The organism is Mesorhizobium sp. WSM3873, from assembly GCF_001672445.1.
Lineage (GTDB): Bacteria > Pseudomonadota > Alphaproteobacteria > Rhizobiales > Rhizobiaceae > Mesorhizobium.
This window is the reverse complement of sequence record NZ_LYTM01000003.1, coordinates 92,907-118,649: the sequence shown is the minus strand read 5'-3', so window position 1 is coordinate 118,649 and position 25,743 is coordinate 92,907. Positions and strand designations below refer to the sequence as shown.

Below are 25,743 nucleotides of genomic sequence, written 5' to 3'. Positions count from 1 at the left end.
TCAGCGCGTCGGCACCGGATGGTCGCCGCGATAGTCGTAGAAGCCGCGGCCGGTCTTGCGGCCGAGCCAGCCGGCCTCGACATATTTCACCAGCAGCGGGCAGGGGCGATACTTGGAGTCCGACAGGCCCTCATGCAGCACCTGCATGATCGACAGGCAGGTGTCGAGACCGATGAAGTCGGCCAGTTGTAGCGGCCCCATCGGATGGTTGGCGCCGAGCCGCATGGCGGTGTCGATGGCGTCCACCGTGCCGACGCCCTCATAGAGCGTGTAGATCGCCTCGTTGATCATGGGCAACAGGATGCGGTTGACGATGAAGGCCGGGAAATCCTCCGAAACGGTGATCGTCTTGTCGAGCCTGTTCACGAAGGTCTTGGCGGCCTCGAACGTCTGGTCCTCGGTGGCGATGCCGCGCACCAGCTCGACCAGCTTCATCACCGGCACCGGGTTCATGAAATGTATGCCGATGAAGCGCTCAGGCCGGTCGGTCTGCGCGGCGAGCCGGGTGATCGAGATCGAGGAGGTGTTGGTCGCGAGAATCGCCTCCGGATTGAGCTGCGGGCAGAGTTGGGCGTAGATCTTGCGCTTGACCGTCTCATCCTCGGTCGCCGCCTCGATGACGAGGTCGGCGGCGGCAAGATCGGCCATGGCGGACGCCGATGAGATGCGGGCCATCGCCTCGTTGCGCGCCTTCTCCTCGAGCTTTCCCGAACCGACCTGACGGGCCATGTTGCCGCTGATCGTGGCGATGCCCTTCTCGACCCGGTCGGGCGAGATGTCGTGGATCAGGACCTTGTAGCCGGCCAGCGCCGAGACGTGGGCGATACCGCCCCCCATTTGACCTGCGCCGACAATGCCGATCGTCTCGATCTTGCTCATTACCCCAATCCCGTCTGGAGCATTTCCGCTTCTGCGAGGCACGGAAGCGCTCCCTTCTCTTTGTTTCCCGCAATTCCGGACGCAAAGTGGCTCGGCACTTTCCTGGAATTGCCCTTTTTGTTTATCGCAATTCCGGAGGGAAAACCGCTACGGACTTTTCCTGGAATTGCGCAAGTCTTTACCGGCCTGCTTTTTGTGCAGTGCAAACTAAAAGGGCGGGGCGACTTCGTCTACCCCACCCTTCCGATTTTAATATGCCAGAGCAGAAAGCGTCAAAGCGCCTTTTGCAGTTCCGGCAGGATGACGAAGAGATCGCCGACGAGACCGTAGTCGGCAACCTGGAAGATCGGCGCTTCCTCGTCCTTGTTGATGGCGACGATGACCTTGGAATCCTTCATGCCGGCAAGATGCTGGATGGCGCCGGAGATGCCGACCGCAATGTAGAGATCGGGGGCGACCACCTTGCCGGTCTGGCCGACCTGCCAGTCGTTGGGCGCATAGCCAGCGTCGACGGCGGCGCGGGATGCGCCGACGGCAGCGCCGAGCTTGTCGGCGACCGGCAGGATGACCTCCTGGAACTTCTCCGAGGAGCCGAGTGCACGGCCACCCGAGATGATGATCTTGGCCGAAGTCAGCTCGGGACGGTCGTTCTCGGAGAGCTTGTTCTCGACGAAGGAGGAGAGGCCGGGATTGGCGGCGGCGTTCACCGTCTCGACCGAAGCCGAGCCGCCCTCGGGCGCTCCTTGGAAGGAGGCGGTGCGCACCGTGATCACCTTCTTGGCGTCGGTCGACTGCACGGTCTGGATGGCGTTGCCGGCATAGATCGGCCGCTTGAAGGTGTCGGGCGAGACCACCTCGATGATCTCCGAGACCTGCGCGACGTCGAGCAGGGCCGCCACGCGCGGCGCGACGTTCTTGCCCGCTGAGGTGGCGGGGGCGACGATCGCGTCATAGGAGCCGGCGAGCGAGACGACGAGCGCAGCCAGCGGCTCCGCCAGGCGCTCGGAGAGCTCGTCGGCCTCGGCCAGCAGGACTTTGCGAACACCCTTCAGCTTGGCGGCCGCGTCGCTTGCCGCCTTGGCGCCTTTACCGGCGACCAGCACATCGACATCCGAGCCGATCTGCAGGGCCGCCGCGAGCGCCTTGGCGGTCTGGTCGGAAAGGCTTGCGTTGTCGTGTTCGGCGATGAGGAGAATTGCCATTTTCCTGTTCCTTTCCTGACCGCTTAGAGCACGCCGGCTTCGTTCTTGAGCTTCTCGACCAGCTCGGCGACGCTCTTGACCTTGACGCCCGCCTTGCGGCCGCCGGGCTCCTCGGTCTTGATCACCTTCAGGCGCGGCTTGACGTCGGCGCCGTAGTCGGCCGGGCTCTTCTCGTCGAGCGGCTTCTTCTTGGCCTTCATGATGTTGGGGAGCGATGCATAGCGCGGCTGGTTCAAGCGAAGGTCGGCGGTCACGATCGCCGGCATTTTCAGCTCAACCGTCTGCAGGCCGCCGTCGACCTCACGCGTCACCTTGGCATGATCACCGGCGAGCTCGATCCTGGAGGCGAAGGTGCCTTGCGCCCAGCCGAGCAGCGCCGCCAGCATCTGGCCGGTCTGGTTGCTGTCGTCGTCGATCGCCTGCTTGCCGAGGATGACGAGGCCGGGCTTCTCGGCCTCGACCACGCCCTTCAACACCTTGGCCACACCCAGCGGCTCGGTCTGCTCGTCGGTCTTGACCAGGATGGCGCGATCGGCGCCCATGGCGAGCGCGGTGCGCAGCGTCTCCTGCGCCTGCTGCGGGCCGATCGAGACGACGATGATCTCCTCGGCCTTGCCGGCTTCCTTGATCCGGATCGCTTCCTCGACCGCGATCTCGTCGAACGGGTTCATCGCCATCTTGACGTTGGCAAGCTCGACGCCCAGTCCGTCGGCCTTGACCCGGACCTTGACGTTCGCGTCCACAACCCGCTTCACGGGCACAAGGATCTTCATTTTCCTGTCACCTCTCCTGAGATAGTCGGGCGCGCTATAGCAGTGTGCGCCTTGTCAGAGTTGTCGAAAGCCGACATTCCGGGCGGAATTCTGGTCTCCAACGGCCAAGAAGCTGTTCCACCCCGATGTTTCGGTTGAGCATGATCGTTCCGAAAAGCGGTCCCCACTTTTCGGGATCATGCTCTGTGGTGGCGTTCCGTAGTGGCGGCAATCCGGCGCGTCAATATGCACGTCGCACTCAAATCGGTTCAGTCTGGCGGTGACGCCGCGCCGCGGCCCCATCGAGGCGCCGTCTGTGCCGGCGCCTCGGGCGCTGGTCCGGGCTCGATCGGGAGAGGGACGTTCTGGACCTTCGGCGTCGGGTCCGGCTCGCCGTCTGCGCCGGCAAGCAGCGGCACGCCGCGGCTGCGCAGCACCAGGACGAGAACGGCGCCGGCAATGATGCCGCCGATGTGGCAGGCCCAGGAAATCTGATCCTCTCCGCCGGCGGCAAACATCACGATCTGGAACAGGATCCAAAGGACGAGCGGGATGAAGGCCGGGATGCGCAGAGGAATGCGCGCAAAGACCAATACCCACACCTTAACCCTCGGATAGAGGATCAGATAGGCCGCCACCACGCCGGCGATGGCGCCGGAGGCGCCGATTAGCGGCACCTGGGAATCCCAGCCGACCAAGCCTTGAAAGAAAGCGCCCGCCGCCGCGCAGGCGAGGTAGAAGATCAGGTAGCGTATGTGGCCGAGCGCGTCCTCGACATTGTCGCCGAACACCCACAGGAACAGCATGTTGCCGCCGAGATGGAAGATGTCGGCATGCAGGAAGGAATAGGTGAGATAGCTGAGGCTTTCGGGAATGACGACGAATTCGGGCGACAGCTCCACCTTGTCATGGACGACAGAAGGGATGAAGCCGAGGCCAAGCACGGCGGCATTGGTGAAGCTCTCGCCGCCAAGCGTGGTAGCGAGATAGACCAAGGCATTCGCGGCGATCAGGCCGATCGTCACATATTGCAGGCGGATGTGGCGGAGCCTGTTGGTGTCGTAGAGCGGGATGAACATCGGACCCTCCCGCCATACCCGGTTGTCAGCGGTTCTTGCCGGGAACCCATAGCACGTCGGCAATTCCGTTGTCATTGACCGCCCGGGCGGCGACGAACAGGAAGTCGGAGACGCGGTTGACGTATTTCAGCGCTTCGCGGTTGACGTGCTCGGCCGGGTCCTGCGCCAGCGCCACCATGAGGCGCTCGGCGCGCCGTGTTACGGTGCGCGCAAGATGCAGGGCTGCCGCGGCAGGCGTGCCGCCGTTCAGCACGAAGGATTTCAGCGGCTGCAGGTCCTTGTTGAGAGCATCGATGTCCTTTTCGACGCGCCCGGTCTGCGCGGCGACGATGCGCAGCGGCTCGTAGCCGAGCGGTTTGCCGTTGTCCGGCACCGCAAGGTCGGCGCCGAGGTCGAAAAGATCGTTCTGGATGCGGGAGAGCATGGCGTCGATCGCCGGATGATCGGTTGCGGTGTGGACGCGCGCCATGCCGACGCAGGCATTTGCTTCGTCCACGGTGCCGTAGGCTTCGACGCGCAGATCTGACTTCAGGCGCCGCTCGCCGCTGCCCAGACCGGTGGTCCCGTCGTCGCCGGTACGGGTATAGATCTTGTTGAGCTTGACCACGTTCTCCTCCCGGCCCGTTACTTACGGGTGAAGTAGACGGTCAGCATGATGAGCACCAGAGCTATGAACTGCAGCAGCACGCGGGCCTGCATCAGCTTGTTGGAGGTGAAGCCGGAGCCGCCGCGCATCATGTTGACGAGGCCGCGGATCAGCACGACCACGACGGCAGCCATGACGACTATGGCGAGGATGTTGAAGACGGTTGCCATGGGGCTGGCTCCAGTTGGGTTTCGGTCAGGCCCGCCTGGCGAGCACGCGGTAGAGCATCGAGGCCGGCAGGATGCGCTTAAGCGCCACGCCGATTCTGGCCGGCACCGTTACCACATAATGCGGGTGGGGGCGCTGTGACAGAAGCGCGTGGCGCAAGGCAGCATGGACCACCTCAGGTCCGGGCTTCAGACGCGAGACGCTGCCGCCGGCCTTGAGCCGCGCGAGCTGCGCCTGGTAGTCGGCGCGGTGAACGGAGTTCTCGACGTCGATGTTCTTCAAGAACCATACCAGGCCGTTGCTGGCGATCTTCGAGATCACCGGCCCCGGCTCGATCAACGAGACATGAATGCCGCTGCCTTCGAGCTCCTGGCGCAGGCAAAGCATCAGGCCTTCGACGGCATGTTTCGACGCCGAATAGGCGCCGCGAAAACGGACCGGGGCGAGCCCCAGGATCGAGGAGCAGTGGACGAGGCGACCGTGCCCCTGGCGGCGCATGACCGGCACGACGCGGCGGGTCAGGTCGTGCCAGCCGAAGAAATTGGCTTCGAACTGCTCGCGCAGCGCTTCGACCGGCAGGTCCTCGACGGCACCGGGTTGCGCGTAGGCGCCATTGTTGAACAGCGCGTCGAGCGTGCCGCCCGTGCGCTCCAGCACGGCCTCGGCCAAGGCGGCGATGGACTCGGGCTCGCGATAGTCGAGATAGAAGGCTTCGATGCCCTCCGCCTCGAGCGCGGCGATGTCGGCCGGTGCGCGAGCCGTGGCGAACACGCGCCAGCCTTCCGCCTTCAATGCCCGCGCGCAATAGGCGCCTATGCCGGAGGAGGTGCCGGTGACGATGATGCTGCGCAACTGTTCAGCGGTGGGCAACGTTGTGGGACCTGGGGTTGCCATTTGCCGCAATCCCTTCCCATATTCGCGGCGTCGACACAATCGAGCGGAGCGCGGGTCCTTGCTCAGGAATATCGTCGCGGTCAAGCGCGTGCTCTACGATGCGATCGGCCATTTCACCACCGACGATGGCTGGGCAATGGCCAGCCATCTGGCGATCACCTCGCTGATGGCGCTGTTTCCGTTCCTGATCTTCGCAACGACGCTGGCCAGCTTTCTCGGCGCGCGCGCCTTCGCCGACACGGCCGTGCATCTGGTCTTCGACACCTGGCCGGAGCAGATTGCCAAGCCGATCGCGCGCGAGGTGCAGAATGTGCTCACCGTGCGGCGCAGCGACCTCCTGACCTACGGCGTGCTCTTAGCCGCCTACTTCGCCTCGAACGGCATCGAGGCGCTAAGGACCTCGCTCAACCGCGCCTATCGCGTTACCGAGACGCGCGGCATCATCCACCGCCGGGTGCAGAGCATCGTCTTCGTGCTGATCGCGACGGCCTGCTTTCTCGCCGTCAGCGTGCTTCTGGTGCTCGCGCCCCTGCTCGCGCGGCTGGCCGAGGCGCATCTGGAATGGATCAAGCCCTATATGGGCACGATCACCATATGGCGTTACGTGATCGCCTCGACGGTCATCGTCATCGGCCTGTTCGCGGTGCATATCTGGCTGCCGGCCGGCAAGCGCCGCTTCGTTTCCATCGTTCCGGGCATCGTCTTCACGCTGGTCGCGTGGCTGGCCGGCTCGACCATCTTCGCCACCTATCTCGACCATTTCTCGTCCTATGTGACGACCTATGCGGGGTTGGCCTCGATCATGATCGCGGTGGTGTTCCTCTACATCATCTCGGCCATTTTCATCCTTGGCGGCGAGCTCAATGCCGCGATCAGCCGCTATCTCGAGGCGCGCGCCCGCGTGGGTTGAGCTCTGTCCTGACGGGCGGTCGCGAGCCCGACGCCCAAAGTGGCGATCGCCATGCCGGCGATCTGCAGCAGAGTGAGCTCTTCGCCGAACAGAGCCCACGCGATGACGGCGGTGACGGCGGGCACAAGATAGAACAGCGATGCGACCTTCGAGATCTCGCCGTCCCTGATCATCACCATCAACAGGAAGATGGCGCCGAGAGACAGCACCAGGACCAGCCATGCCATGGCAAAGATGAGCTCGCCGTTGACGGTGATGGTGCGCGTCTCGAAGGCGAGCGACCCCAGGAGCGTGACGACCGAGCCGCCGACATACTGCCACATGGTCGCCGAGACGAGGTCGCCGCCGGAGGCGAAGCGCTTTTGCCAGATCGTACCAGCGGCCATGCCGAGCACCGAGACCAGCGAGGCCGTCAGCGTTGCCGCGGTAACGCCGCCGCCAATCATGCCGAGCTTCGGCCACAGCACGATGACGACGCCCAGAAGCCCGACGGCAAGGCCCGCCCAATGGCGCGGCAGGATCGCCTCGCCGAGAAATTTGCCGGCGAGCACCGCCGTGATCAGCGGCTGCAGGCCGACGATCAGCGCCGAAAGCCCGGCCGGCATGCCTCTGTGGATCGCCCAGAAGACGCCGCCCAGATAGACGCCGTGCATTAGGACGCCGGCCACCGTCGCATGAAGCGCCTCCTCGCGGGTGGCCCGTCGCGAGCCGATAAGGACAGTCAGTCCCGCAAACAGGATCGCCGCCAGCACGAAGCGGATGGCGAGGAAGGTGAAAGGCTCCGCCCATGGCATGGCATAGCGCGCGCCGATGAAGCCGGTCGCCCACAGAACGACGAAAGAGGCGGGGATGAACCGCTTGATGCTGTGCATTGGAAGGAGGGCTCTGGCTGCGCGTGAAAAGTTAATGTCGGCAATTGCTCTAATGCCGATCAATTCGGCAAGCAAAACGAAACGGTTGATCCATAAGCTCATCCGAATTCAACAAACGGTGCCAAGAGGGGCATGGCGTTAAGGCACGCCATGAGCAGGCATGCTTTTGCATCTCGGGACGACATGGCTGCTGTTCGCGGTCGCCACCGTCGCGGTTTTCGGATTCTTCTTCGGTACCGCGCTCGATGCCATTATGAAGGACGACGGCTTCGGCTCGACCGGCAACACGCTGCTCTTCACGCTGGGCTTCTTCGTCGCGGTGATGATCGCCAATGAGCACGGCATCACCTTCCGGGATATCAAGCTAGCTGTGGCATGGGGATTGAGCGGCGCCTTCGTCTTCATCAGCGTGATGGCGCTGATCAAGGCCGGACTGGCTCGCTTGTAGTTAAAGCCCAACGAGCCGCATGACATCCTGCGGCGAGACGCCTGCCTGCCTGAGTGCGGCAAGACCGGTGTCCTTGAAACTCTTGGACAGCTTCCGCCCGTCCGAGCCGAGGATCAGCCGATGGTGGAAGTAGCGCGGCGCGGGGAGGCCGAGCAGGTCCTGCAACAAGCGCTGCACGCTGGTCGCCGCGTAAAGGTCCTGACCACGCACGACATGGCTGACGCCCTGCAGCGCGTCGTCGACGACGACTGCGAGATGGTAGCTGGTCGGGATATCGCGGCGCGCCACGACGACGTCGCCCCAGGCCTGCGGCGATGCGTCGACCGTTTGCGTCGCGGCCATGGCCTCGTCGGTGAACTCGACCCATGACAAGGCGCCCGGCATGCGCGCCATGGCTGCCTCGATGTCGAGCCGCCAGGCAAAAGGCGTGTTCTCGGCAATGCGCCGCCTGCGCTCCTTAGACGGAAGTGCCTTGTCGAGCGGCGGATAAAGCGGCACGCCGTCGGGGTCGCGCGGCCAATCGCGGCCGCGTTTCTCGGTCTCGGCAATGAAGGCGCGGATCTCGCCGCGGCTCATGAAGGCGGGATAGACGAGTTCCTCGGCGATCAGCCGGTCGAGCACGGCCCTGTATTCGGAAAAGTGTTCGGACTGGCGCCGCACGGGCTCTTCCCATTCGAACCCCAGCCATTCCAGGTCGCGGAATATGCCGGCCTCGAATTCCGGCGTGCAGCGGATGACATCGATGTCCTCGATGCGCAGCAACAGCCGTCCTCCCGCCCGCGCCGCCATTTGCCGGTTCAGCAGGGCCGAATAGGCATGGCCGAGATGCAACTCGCCATTGGGGCTCGGCGCGAAGCGGAATGTCAGGAGCGTCATGTCTCGGACGGCATTCGGGTTGAAAGGCGCTTCCGCCGGTTGATAGTTAGCCATCAATTGCCACTTCATGAGCGCCCTGGGAACAAGCAAACGTGCAACGCATCGCCTCGCTCGACGACATTGCGGCAGGACTCGACGCGCTCTGCCAGCTCGATCCACGGCTGGAGAAGGTACGCGGCATGGCCGGCGAGGTGCCGCTGAGGCTCTCCGAGCCCGGATTCGGCAGCCTCGCGTCGATCATCGTCTCGCAGCAGGTATCCCGCGCCAGCGCCGATGCCATTTTCGGCCGGCTGATCAGGCTGGTCGATCCGCTGACGCCGGAAGGCATCCTTTGCGCCGGCGAGGATATTTTCCGCGAGGCCGGCCTGTCGCGGCCGAAGCAGCGCGGGCTGATCGCCATCGCGCAAGCCGTGGCCGGCGGGCTTGACCTCCACCATCTCTGCTCGCTCGATGCCGACGAGGCGATCGCGGCGATGACGGCGGTGCCGGGCATCGGACCGTGGACGGCGGAGTGCTACCTGCTGTTCGCCGCCGGCCACCCCGATGTGTTTCCCGCGCGCGACGTCGCGCTGCAGACGGCGGTCGGCCATGCCCTGGGCATCGACCCTCGTCCGCCGGAGAAAACTCTGATTCGACTGGCCGAATCATGGAGCCCGTGGCGAGGGGTCGCGTCGCGGCTTTTCTGGGCCTACTATCGGGAATTGAAGGGCAGGGACGCGGCGCCACCTGTCGAGATGGCCGAAAAAGCATGAAAATCATGCGTTTTTGAACGTTTCGCTGAACGACAATCCGCTTCACATCCCTGTCATGTCGGGCTTACAGTATCCGTGGCGTTCGGTTTGGAACGAAGGAGGCCAACTACGTGACGGTTGCCGTATCTCCGGATGGGCTTCCCGCGCTGGTGCTGAATGCGGATTACCGTCCGCTCAGCTATTACCCCCTGTCGCTCTGGTCGTGGCAGGACGCCATCAAGGCTGTCTTCCTCGACCGGGTCAATATCGTCGCCGAATACGAACACGCCGTCTCCTCGCCGACCTTCTCGATGAAGCTGCCGAGCGTGGTGAGTCTGAAGGCCTATGTGAGGCCGTCGCGGCATCCCGCCTTCACCCGCTTCAACGTCTTTCTGCGCGACCGCTTCCAGTGCCAATATTGCGGCACGACCGACGATCTCACCTTCGACCATGTCATCCCGCGCCATCGCGGCGGGGCGACGACCTGGGAGAACGTGGTGGCCGCCTGCTCGCCCTGCAATCTCAGGAAAGGCGGCATGATGCCGGCGCAGGCCAAGATGTGGCCGCTGCAAAAACCCTATCAGCCGACCGTGCACGATCTGCACAATAACGGCCGCCTGTTCCCGCCCAACCATCTGCATGAAAGCTGGATGGACTATCTGTACTGGGATGTCGAATTGGAGCCGTAGAGTTCGGCACAATCGACCGGCCATGCAACGACAAATTGCCGATCTTCGGCGTTGCCCTCATCCGGCTGGCGCCACCTTCTCTCCGTTTAGTTGCGGGGAGAAGGAACTGTCCGCCGCGACGTCACCCATTCTGCACGTCGATCATTGGCGAAGCCATTGATGACGGCCTCTTTTCTCCCCGTCACTACGGCTGTGTAGCTCAGTCGCGCGCGAGCGCGCAGCGTAAGGCGACGGCAGCCAGGATGAGGCTAGCGATGGCGTTCCAGCCGGCGAGCGACAGGCCGAGAATGCGAAGCGCGGCCTTGTCGCAGGAGGGCGGCACGAACTTGTCCAGCGCGTCGAGCACGCCCTTGCCGCCGGTGTCGACCGGACCGGCGCTGGCCGTGCAGTCGGCGGGGCCAGGCCACCACGCCCACTCGACGCCCGAGTGGTAGACGCCGAGATAGAGGCCATAGAGCATCAACAGGCCACCGATCGCCAGCAGGCCGCGCGTCAACCAGGCCGGCGCGCGCAGCATCGAGGCAGCGGCCGCGACCAGCATCAGCGGCGCGCCGATATAATAGGGCGTGCGCTGCTCCAGGCAGAGATGGCAGGGAATGTAGCCGCCGATATACTGGAAGGCGAGCGCCGAGCCGACCGTCGCCGCCATGGCGACGGCCAGGAACAGCGCGGCACGCGTCCGCTGGCGTCCAGTGTCGGCGGTCATGGTCGCTGTCATCGGTCGTGATCCGTTCGCTTGGCACCTAAAGCGCGTCGCGCAGAAATGAATTCAGGCGCCGCGCTTGAGTCTTGTTTCGATGCATGTCGTTCTCCCAAAACCGCTGCGCACTTTTGGCCGACATGCATTATCCGTGAGCGTATCTGACCGCGATATAGAGCAAAATAAGGGCAGCGGCGCCGGCGCTGACGATCATGCCCAGCCGTTTCTCGATGAACTCCCTGATCGACTCGCCGTAGCGGCGCAGCAGCCAGGCAAGCAGCAGAAAACGCGCGCCGCGCGCAACGATCGCCAGCCCGATGAACAGCAGGAGGTTGACGCCAATGACGCCCGACAAGATCGTCACGACCTTGATCGGCGGCAAATGCGCCGCGCCCGAGGTGATCAGCATCAGGACGATGAAGCCGACGCCGGATGAGGTGCGCAGCTGCTCGAACTCGTCATACTTGCCGTAGAATTCCAGAATCGGCTTGGCGACCGCCTCGTAGGCGTAGTGGCCGATGAACCAGCCGGCGACGCCGCCGAGCACCGAGGCCACCGTAGCAACCAGCGCGTAGCGATAGGCGCGCTCCGGCTTGGACAGCGCCATCGGCAGATAGAGCACGTCGGCCGGCACCAGAAAGACCGAGCTTTCGACGAAGGCGATGAAGGCCAGCCACCATTCGGCCGATTTCCTCGCCGCCAGGGACATGGTCCAGTCGTAAAGTCCGCGAAGCATCGGCTCTCCTGAAAAGCGCGCAGTGGTTTTGGCCACCGGGTGGCAGGAAGACAAGGTCCCAAAGCGCCGCATCCACCCTTCGGGATCCGAAGCGCCTCAACGCATCCCCTGTCTAGAAAGATTTTCCGCGCCGCACAATGGCGGGACGTTCACGAGACTGAAAGGCATGGCCGGGTGCAGTCAGCGCCTGCAAATCGGCAACAGGCCAGTTGACGAAAGCCCGTCCGCCCGTATAGTCCGCGCCCATCCAGGCCGCCCGGCCTGAGCCCCTATGGCGGAATTGGTAGACGCGCTCGACTCAAAATCGAGTTCCGCAAGGAGTGCTGGTTCGATCCCGGCTAGGGGCACCAATTGGTCTCTTTGATCTTCAACCAGGCAGTTGCCGAAGTGACGGAGCTTCATAGGCTGGCCAACCGCTTCACAGGGCTACCGGCCGGTTACAAAGCATCACTGCGCCTGTACCTCTAATTTAAGGTTCGACGACGGAAGATCAGCCAGCCAAGGCTACACGCCAGTCCGACGTTCAGCAGCGCCAAGCCAGCGAGAGCTGCTAGAGTGCCGTGAGCGCCCACATGCTCCAACAATAGCGCTCCGACAGACGGCGCTGCTGCTTGAGCGATCAAGCTGGGCATGGCAAGTCGCCCCATCAGTCTCGCGTATCCCGACGGACCGAACAGAGCGAGCGGCAGCGTGCCTCGCGCTATCGTTTCGAGGCCGATGCCTGCACCGTAGAACGCCAGCGCCACAGGCACCACCGGAACCCCGACGCAGAGCGCACCAATGCCGATGGCGACGAAGCTCACCGACGCGAACTTGGTCCAGATGGGATGATGGTAGCGGGCGATGATCATCTCGACGGCACGCGCCGACACCTGAGCGGGGCCGACCAGTGCCCCGAGCCCAACGGCAGCGGCGAGCGCCATGCCGCTGGCCTGCAAGATGGTGAGGAGATGAACCGACACAGTCGACGAAATGACCGCCGCCAAGGTCAGCGTGGCAGCCAGGACGACCATGATCGGAACTGAGGCCGGCTGAACTGGGGTGCCAACCTGCTCCTTTCCCGGCCGATCTGTGACGCTCGGCAGCGGTATCCCACGCGGCAACATTCCGAGATACAGAGGCAGGGCGAAGAACAACTGGACCGAAGCATAGACGAGGCATGTGCCGCGCCAGCCCGTCTCGCCCATCAGGAAGGCCGAGATCGGCCAACAGAACGTGCTGGCGAAGCCGCCGAACAGCGAAAGGGTTGTGATGGCCGAGCGCGCGCTATGCCCGTAGAGCCGGCCGAGGGTCGCGAAGGCGGCATCGTACAAGCCCGCCCCCATTCCAAGCCCAACAACGAGCCAAGCTGCGATGTAGGCGACAAGGTTCGGCGAGGCAGCGAGCCCGATCTGGCCGACGCCGATGCAGCCGGCGCTGAACGCTAGAATGTTTCGGCCGCCGTGGCGCTCAATGGACGAGCCGACGCGAGGTGAAATCAGCCCGGCGACGAGCAGGCCAAGCGACAATCCACCCACGACCCAAGGCAGCGGCCAGCCGGTGTCGGCGGCGACCTTTGGTGCAATCACCGCCGGCAGGTAATAGGTGGACCCCCAGGCCATGATCTGGGTCAGCCCGAGGACGGTGATGATCGTTCGGCGACTGCGTTTCATCGGGCGTGATGCGATTAGGCTGCCACCCCGCACCCGCAGCCACCCTTGCCAGCGGCCTTCGCTTCAGCATCGGCGAGACAACAGGCGTCAGCCTCGGAAGAAGCGGGACCACCACAGCATCCGCCAGCGGTCGCGCGTATGGTCGACTGGGGAACCGTGCAGACGCCGGTTTCGGGTAGCACCAGTTGCACCGCATCCGCAGCCGCCATGTCGTCAGCGAGGGCTGCCGCGACCGACCGCACCTGTTCATACCCGGTCAGCAGCAAGAAGGTCGGGGCGCGGCCGTAGCTCTTGATGCCGACAGTGTAGAAGTCGGGCTCGGGGTGGCTCAGTTCGCGATGGCCGTGCGGGGGGACGTCGCCGCAGGAGTGCTCGTTGGGGTCGATCAGAGGCCCCAGCGCCTTTACGCCCTCAAGCCAGGGGTCGAGATCAAGCCTAAGCTCGCGCGTAAGGGACAGATCGGGCCGCTGGCCAGTCGCTGCGATGATGCGGTCGAAAGGCCCGAGCATTTGTAGGCCATCCTTCGTCTGACCTTCGACTGCCAGGCGGCCGTTTGAGCTGCGGATGGCCAGCGTTGCGAACCCAGTGACGAGCTTTGTGCGCCCGCTCTCCGCAAGTTCGCGAACGTCAGAACCAAGCTCGCCACGGGCAGGCAGTTGATCCAAGTCTCCACCGCTGTAAATGCGAACCAGATCGGTCCCGCGTGTCGCCCAGACAAAAGCGGTTCCCGGCTCAACCGCAGCCAGCCTATCGAGATCGAGCAGGGCATTGGCGGCCGAATGACCCGAACCGACAACAAGCGTGGCGCGGCCGGCATAAAGGGTGCGGTCGCGGCCGAGAATGTCGGGAATGCCATAGGCAATCTTGTCTGCGAACTCCGCTTCGCCCTCCGCCGGGACACCACCGGCCCCAAGTGGATTTGGCGTCTGCCACGTGCCTGAGGCGTCAATGACGGCTCGTGCACTGTCGCGCCTGATGCCTTCCCCGGTTTCGACCACCAGCATGAACGGTCGCGCCTTTCGATCTTTGCTCAAGACCTTGTCTGCGCCCCAGCGCGAAACAGCAATCACGCGTGCACTGGTTTCGATGGACGAGGAGAGTTCAGGGAGCCTTGCTAGCGGCTCGAGGTAGCGGGCAATCAATTCATCAGCGGTGGGGAACGCCTCGGGCTTGGGCATCGTCCAGCCGCTCTCCTCAAGACGCTTTCGGGCCGCCTGATCAACACAGTAGCGCCAAGGCGTGAACACCCGGACATGGCCCCAGTCCTTGAGATTTGTGGCGATGCCAGCGCCGGCCTCATAGACCTTCACCGGGAGCCCCCTTTGGATGAGCTGGACGGCAGCCGCCAAGCCGACCGGGCCGGCTCCGATGACGGCGACAGGGAGGGCGTCAGGGTCATTCATCGACATTTTTCCATCCTTCCGGGATCATCGAAATACGATGCAAAAAAGAGGCTATGCCGCCGCGTCGCTCTCCGTCGCGCCGCAAGCTGCGTCAGCACAGCACTCGTCAGCCAGGAAGCCGATCAAGTCGCGCATGATAGGATAGTTGGCCCGGCAGATGAGGGTCGTCGCCTGACGCTCCTGCGTCACGAGGCCGGTCAGAATGAGGCGATGCAGGTGATGGGACAGCGTCGAGGCCGCGATGCCAAGGGTGTCCTGCAAGTATCCCACCGGCCGGCCAGCTTCGCCGGCTCTGACCAGTGTGCGATAGAGCTTGAGCCGTGTCGGGTTGCCGATGGCTTCGAGCTGTTTTGCGGCTTGTTCGAGTTTCATGGAAATAGACTGCACCCTCCGCCGCTGCCGGTCAACTCTATTTCGACAATGATCGAAATATGGTCAGACGAGTTCCAAGTGCATCGGCAGGGAGCCGTCGCGGAAGGGCAGCGGAGATGGTGCCAAGGCTCCATTGGGATTGAGGTCGTCAGCATTTGCAGGTCACCGACACCCTACCGCATATTCCCCGTATGCCCCTGCGAGTATCGGCCCGGCTGCGGCCACACCGTCAGGCCGTGCGGCTCGACGCCGACGCGGATCTTCGTCACGGCGCCCGACGTCGTGTCGATCATATAGACCTCGCTGTCGAAGCGGCCGGAGAGCCAGAGCTGCTTGCCGTCGGCGCTGACATTGCCCATGTCGGGGCTGCCGCCGCCGGGGATCGGCCATTGGGCGACGACCGAGCGCGTCGCGAAGTCGATCACCGTCACGCTGCCCGGCCCGTCGGCGCGGCCTTGCTCCATTTTGTGCGAGCCGCGATTCGACACATAGAGCCGCTTGCCGTCGCGGCTGACGACGAAGCCGTGCGCGCCAATGCCCGTCGGAATGAAGCCGATCTCCTTGAAGCTGTCGCCTTCGATCAGAAAGACGCCGTCATTCATCATATCGGCGACGTAGAAGACCTTGCCGTCGGGCGAGAGCCTTATGTCCTGCGGCATGCCCATCTTCGACAGGTCGAGAGGGCCGAGCACCTTGCGGTTCTTCAGGTCGATCTTGGCCAGTCCGCCGTCGCCATATTCGCAGGTGAAGATCGCATAGGAATTGTCGGCCGCGAAATCGGCATGGTTGATGCCGGGGCAGGCCGGCGTCGGGATGACGGCTTGCAGCGCCATGGTCCGCGGATCGCGCAGATCGAGCCGCCTCAGGGCCTCGTCGACGATGATGGCGGCGCTGCCGTCCGGCATGAAGTACATGTTGTAGGGGTCGTCGACCGGCACCTGCTTGCCGGGCTTTCCGGTCGTCGGGTCGATCGGCGTCAGGCTGCCGTTCTTGCCGGTGCCGTTATTGGCCACCCAAAGCGTCTTCAGGTCCCAGGAAGGAACGACGTGCTGCGGCTTGCTGCCGACCGGAAACCTGTCGACCTCCTTCAGCGTCGTCGGATCGACGACGGAAACGCTGTTCGAGGAGCGGTTGGGCACATAGACGCGCGGCAACGCAGCTGCCGCGGCTGGAGCCATATGGCCGGCGGTGGTGTGGCTGTAGATGTCGACGGGCGCAGGCTCGGAGCAATCCTCGGGGCAGGACTCGGCGAAGGCTCGCGCCGGGAGCATGGCAAGCAGGACAAGCGGCGCACAGAGGCGGGCGAAGCGCAGGAAGGTTTCGAACATCTGGATTGCTTTGTGAAGAAGGCATGGCGGCTCGGCCGCCGGATGCCATAGCCGGTATGCGGCCTTTCATCTAGCGCCTTTCAAGAGGCTCCGCATGCGATTGCGCAGGAGCCGCGCCATGTTGCGGGTCTCGCGGTAGAGATGGAGCTGCGAGGCCGCCTGGCGGGCCGGCCGGTCGGCGTCGGGCGTCAGGCCGACCACCAGCGTGCCCATCGGCTTGCGCTCCGTCCAAAGGCGACTCATCACCGGATGGTCGGGCACCGCGCAGGAATCGGTCATGGCGACATTGGGATCATCGAGATGCTGCTTGGTCACCTCGATCATCAGCAGCGTGCCCGGCGAATAGGCCGAGAGCGTCTCGTCATAGGCCGTCTTCCAGGTGTAGGCGACGCCCGCTTCGACGAAGACGACGAGAGAAGCGATCGTGCGGCCGTCGAGCGTCAGTGTGTGGATGCGGCACATGTCGTGCTCGGCGAGCCTGTGCACCGCCTCGCGGGCGAAGGCGGCGCGGTAGCGGTCGATCGCCATGGCGGTGCGCTCGCGGCCCTTCCAGCCGGCCGCCTCCAGTGTCAGGAAGCTTTCAATGGCGTGGCGGATCTCGTCCGGTCCGCGCGCCACCACATGGTCCAGCTTGCCAAGGCCGGCGAGGCGCCGCTTGAGCCGGCGGAATTCGCGATAGTGATGCGCGCGCAGCGAGGCCTTGAGGTAGTCGTCGCCGTCGGCATCGCTTTCCAGCACCGGGCGCTCGGCCTTGCCGGTGACGACCAGGGTCAGGCCGCGGCTGTCGGCAAAGGAGGTGAGGAGGCTCGCCACCGGGCCGTCCAGCTTGATGTCGGGCAGCACGAAGACCTTCGGCAATTTGAGATGCGGCCTGGACAGCATCGAGAAGAAATCCTCGATGACGCCGACCGGATCGTCACGATCGACCAGCGGCGTGCCGAGCGGGCCGAACGGGCTCGACCATGTGCGCATGACCGGGACGCCGAGCGGAATTGCGGGGCGCTCGACCGAGAACGGCACAAGGAGCCGCAGCCGGTTGCGGAACTCGTCGCCGTCGCGGATCACGGCCAGCCGCACTTCGCGGTCCTCGAGCCTCGGCATGGCCGGCGCCAGGAAGCGCGGGTTGAAGAAGACGTTGGGCTCGATCGTGCGGGCGCTAAGATAGTCGAGCTCCTCGACCAGGTCGAAGCCGGCCGAGGCGGGATAGATCGCGAGCTTGCGCTCCGGCCGGTTGTTGGCGAACAGCTCGATATGGGCGGGATCGGCCTCCCTGACGAGGCCGGCAAGGCCCGACACCATGGCGCCGGCGGGCCCGCCGCTGGTCTCTTCAAGCAGCGGAATGGCGGCCATCAGGCGACTTCCTTGTTTGCGGGCACGAAAATCGCCATGACGATGCCGAGCTTGCGCCAGACGGTGAAGGACAGCGCGCCGGCCTCGAAGACCATGGCGAGGCTGGTGGCGATCGCCGCGCCCCAGAGGCCGAAGAGCGGGATCAGAACCACATTGAGAGCGATATTCAGCGCGAGCGTCATGGCATAGACGGCGGCGCAGATGTTCTGGTTGCCGCTCATGGTGAGCAGGCTTTCGCAGGGGCCGACGGCGCCGCGCGCGACGACGCCGAAGACCAGCAGGAAAAGCAGCGGATAGCCGGCGGTGAATTCAGGGCCGAACAGCACCAGCATCGGCTCGCCGAGCGCCAGCACCAGCAGCGCCATCGCGAGCGAGGGCCAGAAGGTCCAGGAGACGGTCTCGCGGGCGAAGGCGGCGAGCCTTTCCGGCTCGCCATGGGTGAATTGCGCATAGCGCTGGGCGACGCCCGCCTTGACGGCGAAATAGACGAAATGCACCAGAGCCAGCGTTTTCACGGTGGCGAAATAGACGGCGACGTCATTGGGCTCGAGATAGGCGCCGACCATCAGCACGTCGGCATTGGTGAGCAGGAAGAAAAAACTCTCGACCAGGAAGATCGGCAGCGAGACCAGGAACCACTGGCCGAAATGCACGGTCATCGGCCCGGCCGGGATCTGCTTGTCCATGCGCGAGGTGACGCCCATCAGCTGGCCGAGCGTCGTGGCATAGGTGGCGGCGATCGAGGCGAAGATCGCGGTCTTGGCATCCGGCACGTAGTGCATGGCGAGCATAAGCGCCATGAACACCAGGATCAGCACCGGCCGCACCAGATAGGTCGGCGACAGCGCGAACAGCGCCCATGAGTTCGCCCGCGCCAGTCCCTGCAGGAGGTCGCCCATCGCGATCATCGGCAGGCAGATGACACCGAGGATGAAGGGAATGACGTAGTAGTTCTCGATCCAGGGCGAGGCGAGCCAGACGCCGAGCGCGCCCAGCCCCGCGATCACCGTCGAAGCGACCAGCACGAACAGCCGGCTCGCCAGCACGATGCCGCGCAGCTCGGCGAGCATGCCGCGCTCGCGATACTCGGGAATGAAACGGATGACCGAGGTGTGGAAGCCGAGGCAGGCGAGATTGCCGACGATGACCATCGTCACCCAGACCAGCACGAAGATGCCGTATTCGAACGAGCCCATCCAGCGTGCCATCAGCACCTGGCTGACGAAGGCGATGACCGCGCTGACGATGCGGATGGAAAAGGCGATCAGCGACATGCGGCCGGCTTCGCCGCGTTCGTCGGCGCTGAACAGCACGGCGTCGATGCGGCCAAGCAGCGGCCGCATGCGCAGCGCCCAGCGCTGCGGCAAGAACCGCCCGGCAGTCGTCGCCGCGGAAAAGCGCACCCCGAATACTCTCCGTTTTCCGCCTGTTTCCAAGGTTTCGGTGTATGCGAAACACATTAAGAAACGGTTGGGTGGAGGGCTTCCTTCTCCCGGTCATATCCGGGGAGAAGAAGGGAAGGGGATCAAGCGAAGGCGCCGTGGCAGTGCTTGTATTTCTTGCCGGAGCCGCAGGGGCAGGCCTCGTTGCGGCCGACCTTGCCCCAAGTCGCGGGATTCTTCGGATCGCGATTTTCCGGTGCCACCATGGCATGGGATTCCTGGCGGACCAACAACGCCGTCTCGCCGCCCTGGAAGTCGTCCTCGCCGGTGGTGCCGTCGATATGGCTGCCGAACATATCCGGCGCCGACGGCGGCGGCGCTTCAGCCGCCTGGCGGACCAGCTCGACGCGCATCAGCTGCGCGGTCACGGCCTGGCGCAGATTGCCGAGCATGCCCTGGAACAGCTCGAAGGCCTCGCCCTTGTATTCCTGCAGCGGATCGCGCTGGGCATAGCCGCGGAAGCCCACGACCGAACGCAGATGGTCGAGGTTGACGATGTGCTCGCGCCACAGATGGTCGAGCGTCTGCAGCACGACCGAACGCTCGACATAGCTCATGACGTCGGGGCCGAAGCGCTCGGCGCGTTCCTTGGCGGCTGCCTCGGCGGCGGCGGAGATGCGCTCGCGGATGTCGTCCTCGGCGATGCCCTCCTCCTTGACCCAGTCGTCAATCGGCAGGTCGAGATTGAGGTACTGCGCCACTTCCTCCTTCAGGCCGGCGACATTCCACTGCTCGGCATAGGCGTTTTCCGGGATGTTCTTGGCGACGATTTCCTCGATGACGCCCTCGCGCATTTCGGCCACCGTCTCCGACAGGCCTTCGCCATCCATCAGCTCGATGCGCTGCTCGAAAACCACCTTGCGCTGGTCGTTGGAGACGTCATCGTATTTCAGCAGGTTCTTGCGGATGTCGAAGTTGCGCGCCTCGACCTTCTTCTGCGCCTTCTCCAGCGCCTTGTTGATCCACGGGTGGATGATGGCCTCGTCTTCCTTGAGGCCGAGCTTCTGCAGCATGCCGTCCATGCGCTCGGAGCCGAAGATGCGCATCAGATCGTCCTGCAGCGACAGGAAGAATTTCGAACGGCCAGGATCGCCCTGGCGGCCGGAACGTCCGCGCAGCTGGTTGTCGATGCGGCGCGATTCATGGCGCTCGGTCGCCAAGACGTAGAGTCCGCCGGCGGCCAGCGCCTTTTCCTTCAGCTGCGCGACGTCATCGCGGATCTGCTGTTCGCGCGCCTCGCGCTCCGGGCCGGCGGGCATATCCGCCAGTTCTTCCGCGATGCGCATGTCGGCATTGCCGCCGAGCTGGATGTCGGTACCGCGTCCAGCCATGTTCGTGGCGATGGTGATGGCGCCGGGCTTGCCGGCCTGGGCGACGATAGCCGCCTCGCGCTCGTGGTGGCGGGCGTTGAGCACCTCGAAATTCTTGACGCCTTCCTTGCGCAGGCGCTCGGCCAGCTGCTCGGATTTCTCGATCGAGGTGGTGCCGACCAGGATCGGCTGGCCGCGCTCTCGGGCGTCGCGGATCTCCTTGACGATGGCCTTGTACTTCTCTTCCACCGTCCGGTAGACCTCGTCGTCCTCGTCCCTGCGGGCGACCGGCAGGTTGGTCGGGATCTCGGTGACTTCGAGATTGTAGATGTTGGCGAATTCCTCCGCCTCGGTCAGCGCCGTGCCGGTCATGCCGGCGAGCTTCTTGTAAAGGCGGAAATAGTTCTGGAAGGTGACAGAGGCCAGCGTCTGGTTCTCCGGCTGGATCTGCACATGCTCCTTGGCCTCGAGGGCCTGGTGCAGGCCTTCCGAATAGCGGCGGCCCGGCATCATGCGGCCGGTGAACTCGTCGATGATGACGATCTCGCCGTTGCGCACGATGTAGTCCCTGTCCTTCTGGAACAGCAGGTGCGCCTTCAGCGCATTGTTGACGTGGTGGACGATGGCGACGTTCTCGACGTCGTAGAGCGACTCGCCCTTCAACAGGCCGGCATCGCGCAGCATGTTTTCCAGCTTCTCGGTGCCGTCCTCGGTGAAGATCGTGGTTTTCTGCTTTTCATCGACCTCGTAGTCGGCCGGGCCGAGCTTCAGCATGAAGGCGTCGATGGTGTTGTACATTTCCGAGCGGTCCTCGAGCGGACCGGAAATGATCAGCGGCGTGCGCGCCTCGTCGACCAGGATCGAGTCGACCTCGTCGACGATGGCGTAGGCATGGCCGCGCTGGACCATCTGCGAGCGCTCATACTTCATGTTGTCGCGCAGATAGTCGAAGCCGAGCTCGTTGTTGGTGGCGTAGGTGACGTCGGCGGCGTAGGCCTCGCGGCGCTCGTCGTCGGAGAGGCCGTGTACGATGATGCCGACGGTGAGGCCGAGGAACTTGTAGACGCGGCCCATCCATTCGGCGTCGCGCTTGGCAAGATAGTCGTTGACCGTGACGACATGCACGCCCTTGCCGGCGAGCGCGTTGAGATAGACCGGCAAGGTGGCGACCAGCGTCTTGCCCTCACCGGTGCGCATCTCGGCGATGCCGCCATTGTGCAGCACCATGCCGCCGATCAATTGGACATCGAAGGGACGCATGCCGAGAACGCGGCGGGCCGCCTCTCGCACCGTGGCAAAGGCCGGGATCAGCAGGTCGTCGAGCGAGGCGCCATTGGCGAAGTCCTGGCGGAATTTCTCGGTGCGGCCGGCAAGCTCGGCATCGGAGAGCGCCCGCATCTCGTTTTCCAACCCATTGATGGCCTCGACCCGGGGCCTGGTCGCCTTGACTCGGCGGTCGTTGGAAGAGCCGAAAACCTTACGCGCGAGAGCGCCGAGACTGACCATCCAATGGTCCTTTCGATAGCAATTTTAGCCGTTTGCGACAGGCGCCTGGCGGGCCCATCAAATCCGCGTGAATGCGGACAAACGCAAAAAGCGCCCGGAAAACGGTTCTGGACGCCAAGTCGTTGGACAGATAAGAGGGGGCTCAACTGATGTCAACGCCGCGTTAGCCCTATGGGCAGCGCCAAATTCCGCCACAATCGGACTGATCTGGAACCTTCCCGTTCAAGCGATCCTTATCGGCAATCCCCATTGGAGTTATCTTGATGTCCCTGTCGTTCCGCCGCGCGTCGCTCGCCAGCCTTGGCTTGGCCTTCGGGCTCTCGGCTCTTTCGCTGTCGCCGCTGATGGCGCAGGAAACCAAGCCCGCCCAGCCGGGCGCGGCGGCTCCCGCAGCCGCTCCCGTGGATCCCAACGCCGTGGTCGCCACCATTAACGGCGAGAAGCTGACCGAGGCCGACCTCGCGCTGGCCGAAGGCGAGCTGTCGCAGCAGTTCGCGCAGCTGCCGCCGGAACAGCGCCGCGCCGCTGCTCTTTCGGCGGCCATTGAAATCCGCGTCATGGCCAAGAAAGCGGTCGACAGCGGCCTCGACAAGGATGCCGATTTCCTGCGTCGGATGGCCTTCCTGCAGCAGCGCGCCCTGCACGGCGAGGTCGTCGAGAAGGAAGTCGTCGACAAGGTGACGGATGCAGATGTCCGCGCCCGCTACGACCAGGAAATCGCCAACACGCCGCCGGTCAATGAGATCCACGCCCGTCACATCCTCGTGAAGACGAAGGAAGAAGCCGAGGCGATCATCAAGCAGCTCGACGGCGGCGCCGATTTCCAGAAGCTCGCCAACGAGCACACCAGCGACCCGAGCGGCAAGTCGAATGGCGGCGACCTCGGCTGGTTCGGTCCCGGACAGATGGTGCCGGAGTTCGACAAGGCCGCGTTTGCGCTTGATGTCGGCAAGTACAGCAAGGAGCCGGTGCAGTCGCAGTTCGGCTGGCATGTCATCAAGGTCGAGGACAAGCGCGCCAAGCAGCCGCCGGCCTTCGACGACGTCAAGGACCAGGCCAAGCAGGCCGTCATCCGCGACAAGTATTTCGCCATGGTCAAGGAATTGCGCGGCGCCGCCAAGATCGAGATCCCGGACGCGAAGCTGAAGTCGGCGGTCGACACGCTGGAGAGCGGCAAGTAAGCCGGCCAGCCTGAAAGATGCTGCTCAGGGCGCCTTCGGGCGCCCTTTCGCATTTCAGGCGCGCGCTATGCCGCGCACCCCGAGAGAGCCCATGAAGCGCGGCCAGAACGCTCTTGCGCCAGCGCGCGCTATCGGGCAAACCGGCCTCCTATTTGCGTTCTGCCGCTCCGGGGTCCCATGTCCGCAACGATTTCGCCGCTCGCACCGAAGAAATATCCCAAGATGCCGGTCATCGAGGGCGTGCGCATCGCTACCGCCGAGGCCGGGATCAAATATCGCAATCGCACCGATCTGCTTGCCATGATCTTCGATCCCGGCACGGCCGTCGCCGGTGTCTTCACCAAGTCGAAATGCCCCTCGGCGCCGGTCGACTACTGCCGCCAGAACCTGTCCGCCGGCAAGGCGCGCGTGCTGGTGGTGAATTCCGGCAATGCCAACGCCTTCACCGGCAAGAAAGGCCGCGCCTCGACGGCGTTGACCGGCGAGGCGGCGGCGAAGGCCGCCGGATGCTCCGAGAGCGAAGTGTTCCTGGCCTCGACCGGCGTCATCGGCGAGCCGCTCGACACCAACAAATTCAGCCATCTGCTCGCCGGCCTGGTGAAGGACGGCAAGCCGGACCTGTGGACCGAGGCGGCGAAGGCCATCATGACCACCGACACCTATCCGAAGGTGGCGACCCAGATGGTGAAGCTCGGCGACGCCGACGTCACCATCAACGGCATCGCCAAGGGCGCCGGCATGATCGCGCCCGATATGGCCACGATGCTCTCCTTCATCGCCACCGACGCGCCGATCGCAGCCCCGGTGCTGCAGGATCTGTTGTCGCGCGGCACGGCAAAGACCTTCAACGCGGTCACTGTCGACAGCGATACCTCGACCAGCGATACGCTGCTCTTCTTCGCCACCGGCAAGGCTGGTTCGCGCGGCGCGCCCCAGATCAGCGACCCGAAAGATGCGCGGCTCGGCGCCTTCCGCCGCGCACTCGGCAAGGTGCTGAAGTCGCTGGCGCTGCAGGTGGTGCGCGACGGCGAAGGCGCGCGCAAGCAGGTCGAGGTCACCGTCACCGGCGCCAAATCCGCGCGCTCGGCCAAGCGCGTCGCGCTTTCGATCGCCAACTCGCCGCTGGTCAAGACGGCGGTCGCCGGCGAGGACGCCAATTGGGGCCGCGTCGTCATGGCCGTCGGCAAGGCCGGCGAGCCGGCCGACCGCGACCGGCTGTCGATCTGGTTCGGCGACAACCGGCTGGCGCATGAGGGCGAGCGCGATCCGGCTTACTCGGAAGAAGCGACCTCGGCCTATATGAAGCGCGACGACATCCGCATCCGCGCCGACCTCGGCATCGGCCGCGGCAAGGCGACGGTGTGGACCTGCGACCTCACCAAGGAATATGTCGCCATCAATGGCGACTACCGGAGCTGATGGCACCGGTGTCGACGCATCCGGCAAGCGTGCTCGCGATCGTGCGCCGCTACGAGGCGGCGGGCTTTCGCGCCTGGCCGGCGGCGGCCGTTCACTATGACGGGACATGGTTGGTGCGGCTGACGGCGGGCCATCCGGCGAAGCGCCTGAACTCGGTCAATCCGCTCGATCCCGGCGACACGCATGCCATTGCCGAACGCATCGTGCGCGCCAGCCGTCGCTTCGAGGCTTACGGCCGGCCGCTGACCTTTCGTATGTCGCCGCTTTCGGGGCAGGTGCTGTCGACGCATCTCGACGATGCAGGCTGGAGCCGGTTCGACGAATCGGTGGTGATGCGTCTGCCGCTCAAAGAGGCGCAACTCGACGCCGCGATGGACCAGATTCCGCTGAAAGACATCAGCCGCTTCATCGGCGCGGCGATCAGGACGAACGGCTCGGACGCCTCGCTGCGAGCCGGCCTCTCGGAAGTCATCGGAGCAATCCAGCCTGAGGCGGGGCTGTTTGCGCTCGAGGACGGCAATGAGCCGCTGGCAACGCTGATCTGCGTCCACGACGGCGATCTCGCCGGCCTGTTCGAGGTCGCCACCGAAAAATCGGCGCGCAAAAAGGGCCATGGCCGCAACCTCATCCTGTCGGCGCTGAAATGGGCCAGGCTGCGCGGCGCGCGCGAAGCCTGGCTGCAGGTGGAAGCCGGCAATGTTGCGGCGCTGTCGCTCTACCGGTCGCTCGGCTTCGAGGAAGTCTATCGCTACCATTATCGCCGGCGGCCGGACGCATGAGCGAGATCACGCCAGCTGGAAAGCGCCTGCTTCTTGTCGCGGCCTGCGCGCTGGTGGACGCCGACCGACGCGTGCTTCTGGCGCAGCGTCCCGAGGGCAAGCAGCTCGCCGGCCTTTGGGAGTTTCCGGGCGGCAAGGTCGAGCCAGGCGAGACGCCCGAGGAATGCCTGGTGCGCGAGCTGCATGAGGAGCTCGGTATCGAGACCGAGATCCCCTGCCTGGCGCCGCTCACCTTCGCCAGCCACAGCTATGACCATTTCCACCTGCTGATGCCGCTCTACATCTGCCGGCGCTTCCGCGGCATCGCGCAGCCGAGGGAAGGGCAGGGGCTGAAATGGGTCAGGCCGCGCCAGATGCGCGACTACCCGATGCCGCCGGCGGACGCGCCGCTGATCCAGTTCCTCATCGATCTCTTGTGA

General features: G+C 64.5%; 26 protein-coding genes and 1 tRNA gene. 9 read left to right on the top strand and 18 right to left on the bottom strand.

The features are described from left to right. The 7 genes from A9K71_RS03210 to A9K71_RS03180 all read right to left on the bottom strand — a co-directional run bounded on the left by A9K71_RS03210 (position 1) and on the right by A9K71_RS03180 (position 5,620). Positions 1–879: a 3-hydroxybutyryl-CoA dehydrogenase gene (locus A9K71_RS03210; protein ID WP_066990182.1), complete on the bottom strand. Its 879-nt coding sequence runs from the start codon at positions 877–879 to the stop codon at positions 1–3. A 272-nt stretch (positions 880–1,151) separates the two neighbouring features. Next, on the bottom strand, positions 1,152–2,081 hold the full coding sequence (locus A9K71_RS03205) for an electron transfer flavoprotein subunit alpha/FixB family protein (RefSeq protein ID WP_066990179.1): 930 nt from the start codon (positions 2,079–2,081) through the stop codon (positions 1,152–1,154). Between the two features lie 23 nt (positions 2,082–2,104). Next, on the bottom strand, positions 2,105–2,854 hold the full coding sequence (locus A9K71_RS03200) for an electron transfer flavoprotein subunit beta/FixA family protein (protein ID WP_066990176.1): 750 nt from the start codon (positions 2,852–2,854) through the stop codon (positions 2,105–2,107). Between the two features lie 248 nt (positions 2,855–3,102). Next, entirely contained in the window at positions 3,103–3,912 is an 810-nt protein-coding gene (locus tag A9K71_RS03195; RefSeq protein WP_066990173.1) for a rhomboid family intramembrane serine protease, read from the bottom strand. 25 nt (positions 3,913–3,937) lie between these two features. Continuing rightward, on the bottom strand, positions 3,938–4,519 hold the full coding sequence (locus tag A9K71_RS03190; protein WP_066990170.1) for a cob(I)yrinic acid a,c-diamide adenosyltransferase: 582 nt from the start codon (positions 4,517–4,519) through the stop codon (positions 3,938–3,940). A 17-nt stretch (positions 4,520–4,536) separates the two neighbouring features. Next, a complete protein-coding gene (locus A9K71_RS03185) occupies positions 4,537–4,728 on the bottom strand; it encodes a twin transmembrane helix small protein (RefSeq protein ID WP_066990167.1) in 192 nt (63 codons plus the stop codon). A 25-nt stretch (positions 4,729–4,753) separates the two neighbouring features. Further along, complete coding sequence (locus A9K71_RS03180) at positions 4,754–5,620, bottom strand: SDR family oxidoreductase (RefSeq protein WP_082980313.1); 867 nt, start codon at positions 5,618–5,620, stop codon at positions 4,754–4,756. A gap of 58 nt (positions 5,621–5,678) precedes the next feature. On the opposite strand from A9K71_RS03180, the gene A9K71_RS03175 reads away from it, so the two are divergent. Next, positions 5,679–6,530, top strand: coding sequence for a YihY/virulence factor BrkB family protein (locus A9K71_RS03175; protein WP_066990164.1), 852 nt, complete (start codon positions 5,679–5,681; stop codon positions 6,528–6,530). Here A9K71_RS03175 and A9K71_RS03170 read toward each other — a convergent pair. After that, a complete protein-coding gene (locus A9K71_RS03170; RefSeq protein WP_066990161.1) occupies positions 6,500–7,402 on the bottom strand; it encodes a DMT family transporter in 903 nt (300 codons plus the stop codon). The genes A9K71_RS03175 and A9K71_RS03170 overlap by 31 nt on opposite strands. A 160-nt stretch (positions 7,403–7,562) precedes the next feature. Between A9K71_RS03170 and A9K71_RS03165 the strand changes: the two genes are divergently transcribed. Further along, positions 7,563–7,850, top strand: a complete 288-nt coding sequence (locus A9K71_RS03165) for a hypothetical protein (RefSeq protein ID WP_066990158.1) — start codon at positions 7,563–7,565, stop codon at positions 7,848–7,850. On the opposite strand, the gene gluQRS is transcribed toward A9K71_RS03165, so the two are convergent. Next, positions 7,851–8,726 (bottom strand): tRNA glutamyl-Q(34) synthetase GluQRS, encoded by an 876-nt coding sequence (gene gluQRS, locus A9K71_RS03160; RefSeq protein ID WP_066990489.1) that lies wholly within the window; start codon positions 8,724–8,726, stop codon positions 7,851–7,853. It abuts the gene before it with no gap. A gap of 92 nt (positions 8,727–8,818) precedes the next feature. Between gluQRS and A9K71_RS03155 the strand changes: the two genes are divergently transcribed. Together A9K71_RS03155 and A9K71_RS03150 are read left to right on the top strand one after the other, a co-directional pair. Next, positions 8,819–9,478, top strand: a complete 660-nt coding sequence (locus A9K71_RS03155; protein WP_066990156.1) for a DNA-3-methyladenine glycosylase — start codon at positions 8,819–8,821, stop codon at positions 9,476–9,478. Positions 9,479–9,588: 110 nt separating this feature from the next. Next, positions 9,589–10,146: an HNH endonuclease gene (locus tag A9K71_RS03150; protein WP_066990153.1), complete on the top strand. Its 558-nt coding sequence runs from the start codon at positions 9,589–9,591 to the stop codon at positions 10,144–10,146. 199 nt (positions 10,147–10,345) lie between these two features. Here the strand turns inward: A9K71_RS03150 and A9K71_RS03145 are convergent, their stop codons facing one another. Both A9K71_RS03145 and A9K71_RS03140 read right to left on the bottom strand, forming a co-directional pair. Next, the gene (locus A9K71_RS03145; protein WP_066990150.1) at positions 10,346–10,864 is read right to left on the bottom strand and encodes a disulfide bond formation protein B; all 519 of its coding nucleotides are present in this window, start codon (positions 10,862–10,864) and stop codon (positions 10,346–10,348) included. A gap of 127 nt (positions 10,865–10,991) precedes the next feature. After that, positions 10,992–11,582, bottom strand: coding sequence for a YqaA family protein (locus A9K71_RS03140; RefSeq protein WP_066990147.1), 591 nt, complete (start codon positions 11,580–11,582; stop codon positions 10,992–10,994). 265 nt (positions 11,583–11,847) lie between these two features. On the opposite strand from A9K71_RS03140, the gene A9K71_RS03135 reads away from it, so the two are divergent. Next, a tRNA-Leu gene (locus A9K71_RS03135) sits at positions 11,848–11,932 on the top strand. A 114-nt stretch (positions 11,933–12,046) separates the two neighbouring features. Here the strand turns inward: A9K71_RS03135 and A9K71_RS03130 are convergent. The 7 genes from A9K71_RS03130 to secA all read right to left on the bottom strand — a co-directional run bounded on the left by A9K71_RS03130 (position 12,047) and on the right by secA (position 21,945). Further along, the gene (locus tag A9K71_RS03130; RefSeq protein ID WP_066990144.1) at positions 12,047–13,234 is read right to left on the bottom strand and encodes an MFS transporter; all 1,188 of its coding nucleotides are present in this window, start codon (positions 13,232–13,234) and stop codon (positions 12,047–12,049) included. Between the two features lie 14 nt (positions 13,235–13,248). Further along, the gene (locus A9K71_RS03125) at positions 13,249–14,637 is read right to left on the bottom strand and encodes an NAD(P)-binding protein (protein ID WP_066990487.1); all 1,389 of its coding nucleotides are present in this window, start codon (positions 14,635–14,637) and stop codon (positions 13,249–13,251) included. A 51-nt stretch (positions 14,638–14,688) separates the two neighbouring features. Next, entirely contained in the window at positions 14,689–15,009 is a 321-nt protein-coding gene (locus A9K71_RS03120; protein WP_066990141.1) for a metalloregulator ArsR/SmtB family transcription factor, read from the bottom strand. A gap of 173 nt (positions 15,010–15,182) precedes the next feature. After that, positions 15,183–16,337 carry a YncE family protein gene (locus A9K71_RS03115; RefSeq protein ID WP_066990138.1) on the bottom strand — a complete coding sequence of 385 codons (1,155 nt, stop codon included), beginning with the start codon at positions 16,335–16,337 and terminating at the stop codon, positions 15,183–15,185. 66 nt (positions 16,338–16,403) lie between these two features. Continuing rightward, the gene (locus tag A9K71_RS03110; RefSeq protein WP_066990136.1) at positions 16,404–17,687 is read right to left on the bottom strand and encodes a GNAT family N-acetyltransferase; all 1,284 of its coding nucleotides are present in this window, start codon (positions 17,685–17,687) and stop codon (positions 16,404–16,406) included. Beyond that, entirely contained in the window at positions 17,687–19,090 is a 1,404-nt protein-coding gene (locus tag A9K71_RS03105) for a lipopolysaccharide biosynthesis protein (protein ID WP_066990133.1), read from the bottom strand. The genes A9K71_RS03110 and A9K71_RS03105 overlap by 1 nt, the downstream gene beginning before the upstream one ends. 122 nt (positions 19,091–19,212) lie before the next feature. Next, positions 19,213–21,945 (bottom strand): preprotein translocase subunit SecA, encoded by a 2,733-nt coding sequence (secA, locus tag A9K71_RS03100; protein WP_066990130.1) that lies wholly within the window; start codon positions 21,943–21,945, stop codon positions 19,213–19,215. A 263-nt stretch (positions 21,946–22,208) separates the two neighbouring features. On the opposite strand from secA, the gene A9K71_RS03095 reads away from it, so the two are divergent. The 4 genes from A9K71_RS03095 (at position 22,209) to A9K71_RS03080 (ending at position 25,743) form a co-directional block, all read left to right on the top strand. Next, complete coding sequence (locus tag A9K71_RS03095) at positions 22,209–23,126, top strand: peptidylprolyl isomerase (RefSeq protein WP_066990127.1); 918 nt, start codon at positions 22,209–22,211, stop codon at positions 23,124–23,126. A gap of 177 nt (positions 23,127–23,303) precedes the next feature. Continuing rightward, a complete protein-coding gene (gene argJ, locus A9K71_RS03090) occupies positions 23,304–24,545 on the top strand; it encodes a bifunctional glutamate N-acetyltransferase/amino-acid acetyltransferase ArgJ (RefSeq protein ID WP_066990124.1) in 1,242 nt (413 codons plus the stop codon). Beyond that, positions 24,545–25,324: a GNAT family N-acetyltransferase gene (locus A9K71_RS03085; RefSeq protein WP_176477585.1), complete on the top strand. Its 780-nt coding sequence runs from the start codon at positions 24,545–24,547 to the stop codon at positions 25,322–25,324. Before argJ ends, A9K71_RS03085 begins: the two co-directional genes overlap by 1 nt. Next, a complete protein-coding gene (locus A9K71_RS03080; RefSeq protein WP_066990121.1) occupies positions 25,321–25,743 on the top strand; it encodes a (deoxy)nucleoside triphosphate pyrophosphohydrolase in 423 nt (140 codons plus the stop codon). The genes A9K71_RS03085 and A9K71_RS03080 overlap by 4 nt, the downstream gene beginning before the upstream one ends.

Excerpts from the sequence above, each read along its gene's own strand:
- A9K71_RS03210 (WP_066990182.1), bottom strand. The coding sequence starts at position 879 with ATGAGCAAGATCGAGACGATCGGCATTGTCGGCGCAGGTCAAATGGGG.
- A9K71_RS03205 (WP_066990179.1), bottom strand. The coding sequence starts at position 2,081 with ATGGCAATTCTCCTCATCGCCGAACACGACAACGCAAGCCTTTCCGAC.
- A9K71_RS03200 (WP_066990176.1), bottom strand. The coding sequence starts at position 2,854 with ATGAAGATCCTTGTGCCCGTGAAGCGGGTTGTGGACGCGAACGTCAAG.
- A9K71_RS03195 (WP_066990173.1), bottom strand. The coding sequence starts at position 3,912 with ATGTTCATCCCGCTCTACGACACCAACAGGCTCCGCCACATCCGCCTG.
- A9K71_RS03185 (WP_066990167.1), bottom strand. The coding sequence starts at position 4,728 with ATGGCAACCGTCTTCAACATCCTCGCCATAGTCGTCATGGCTGCCGTC.
- A9K71_RS03180 (WP_082980313.1), bottom strand. The coding sequence starts at position 5,620 with ATGGCAACCCCAGGTCCCACAACGTTGCCCACCGCTGAACAGTTGCGC.
- A9K71_RS03170 (WP_066990161.1), bottom strand. The coding sequence starts at position 7,402 with ATGCACAGCATCAAGCGGTTCATCCCCGCCTCTTTCGTCGTTCTGTGG.
- A9K71_RS03165 (WP_066990158.1), top strand. The coding sequence starts at position 7,563 with ATGCTTTTGCATCTCGGGACGACATGGCTGCTGTTCGCGGTCGCCACC.
- gluQRS (WP_066990489.1), bottom strand. The coding sequence starts at position 8,726 with ATGACGCTCCTGACATTCCGCTTCGCGCCGAGCCCCAATGGCGAGTTG.
- A9K71_RS03145 (WP_066990150.1), bottom strand. The coding sequence starts at position 10,864 with ATGACAGCGACCATGACCGCCGACACTGGACGCCAGCGGACGCGTGCC.
- A9K71_RS03140 (WP_066990147.1), bottom strand. The coding sequence starts at position 11,582 with ATGCTTCGCGGACTTTACGACTGGACCATGTCCCTGGCGGCGAGGAAA.
- A9K71_RS03130 (WP_066990144.1), bottom strand. The coding sequence starts at position 13,234 with ATGAAACGCAGTCGCCGAACGATCATCACCGTCCTCGGGCTGACCCAG.
- A9K71_RS03125 (WP_066990487.1), bottom strand. The coding sequence starts at position 14,637 with ATGAATGACCCTGACGCCCTCCCTGTCGCCGTCATCGGAGCCGGCCCG.
- A9K71_RS03120 (WP_066990141.1), bottom strand. The coding sequence starts at position 15,009 with ATGAAACTCGAACAAGCCGCAAAACAGCTCGAAGCCATCGGCAACCCG.
- A9K71_RS03115 (WP_066990138.1), bottom strand. The coding sequence starts at position 16,337 with ATGTTCGAAACCTTCCTGCGCTTCGCCCGCCTCTGTGCGCCGCTTGTC.
- A9K71_RS03110 (WP_066990136.1), bottom strand. The coding sequence starts at position 17,687 with ATGGCCGCCATTCCGCTGCTTGAAGAGACCAGCGGCGGGCCCGCCGGC.
- secA (WP_066990130.1), bottom strand. The coding sequence starts at position 21,945 with ATGGTCAGTCTCGGCGCTCTCGCGCGTAAGGTTTTCGGCTCTTCCAAC.
- A9K71_RS03095 (WP_066990127.1), top strand. The coding sequence starts at position 22,209 with ATGTCCCTGTCGTTCCGCCGCGCGTCGCTCGCCAGCCTTGGCTTGGCC.
- argJ (WP_066990124.1), top strand. The coding sequence starts at position 23,304 with ATGTCCGCAACGATTTCGCCGCTCGCACCGAAGAAATATCCCAAGATG.
- A9K71_RS03085 (WP_176477585.1), top strand. The coding sequence starts at position 24,545 with ATGGCACCGGTGTCGACGCATCCGGCAAGCGTGCTCGCGATCGTGCGC.
- A9K71_RS03080 (WP_066990121.1), top strand. The coding sequence starts at position 25,321 with ATGAGCGAGATCACGCCAGCTGGAAAGCGCCTGCTTCTTGTCGCGGCC.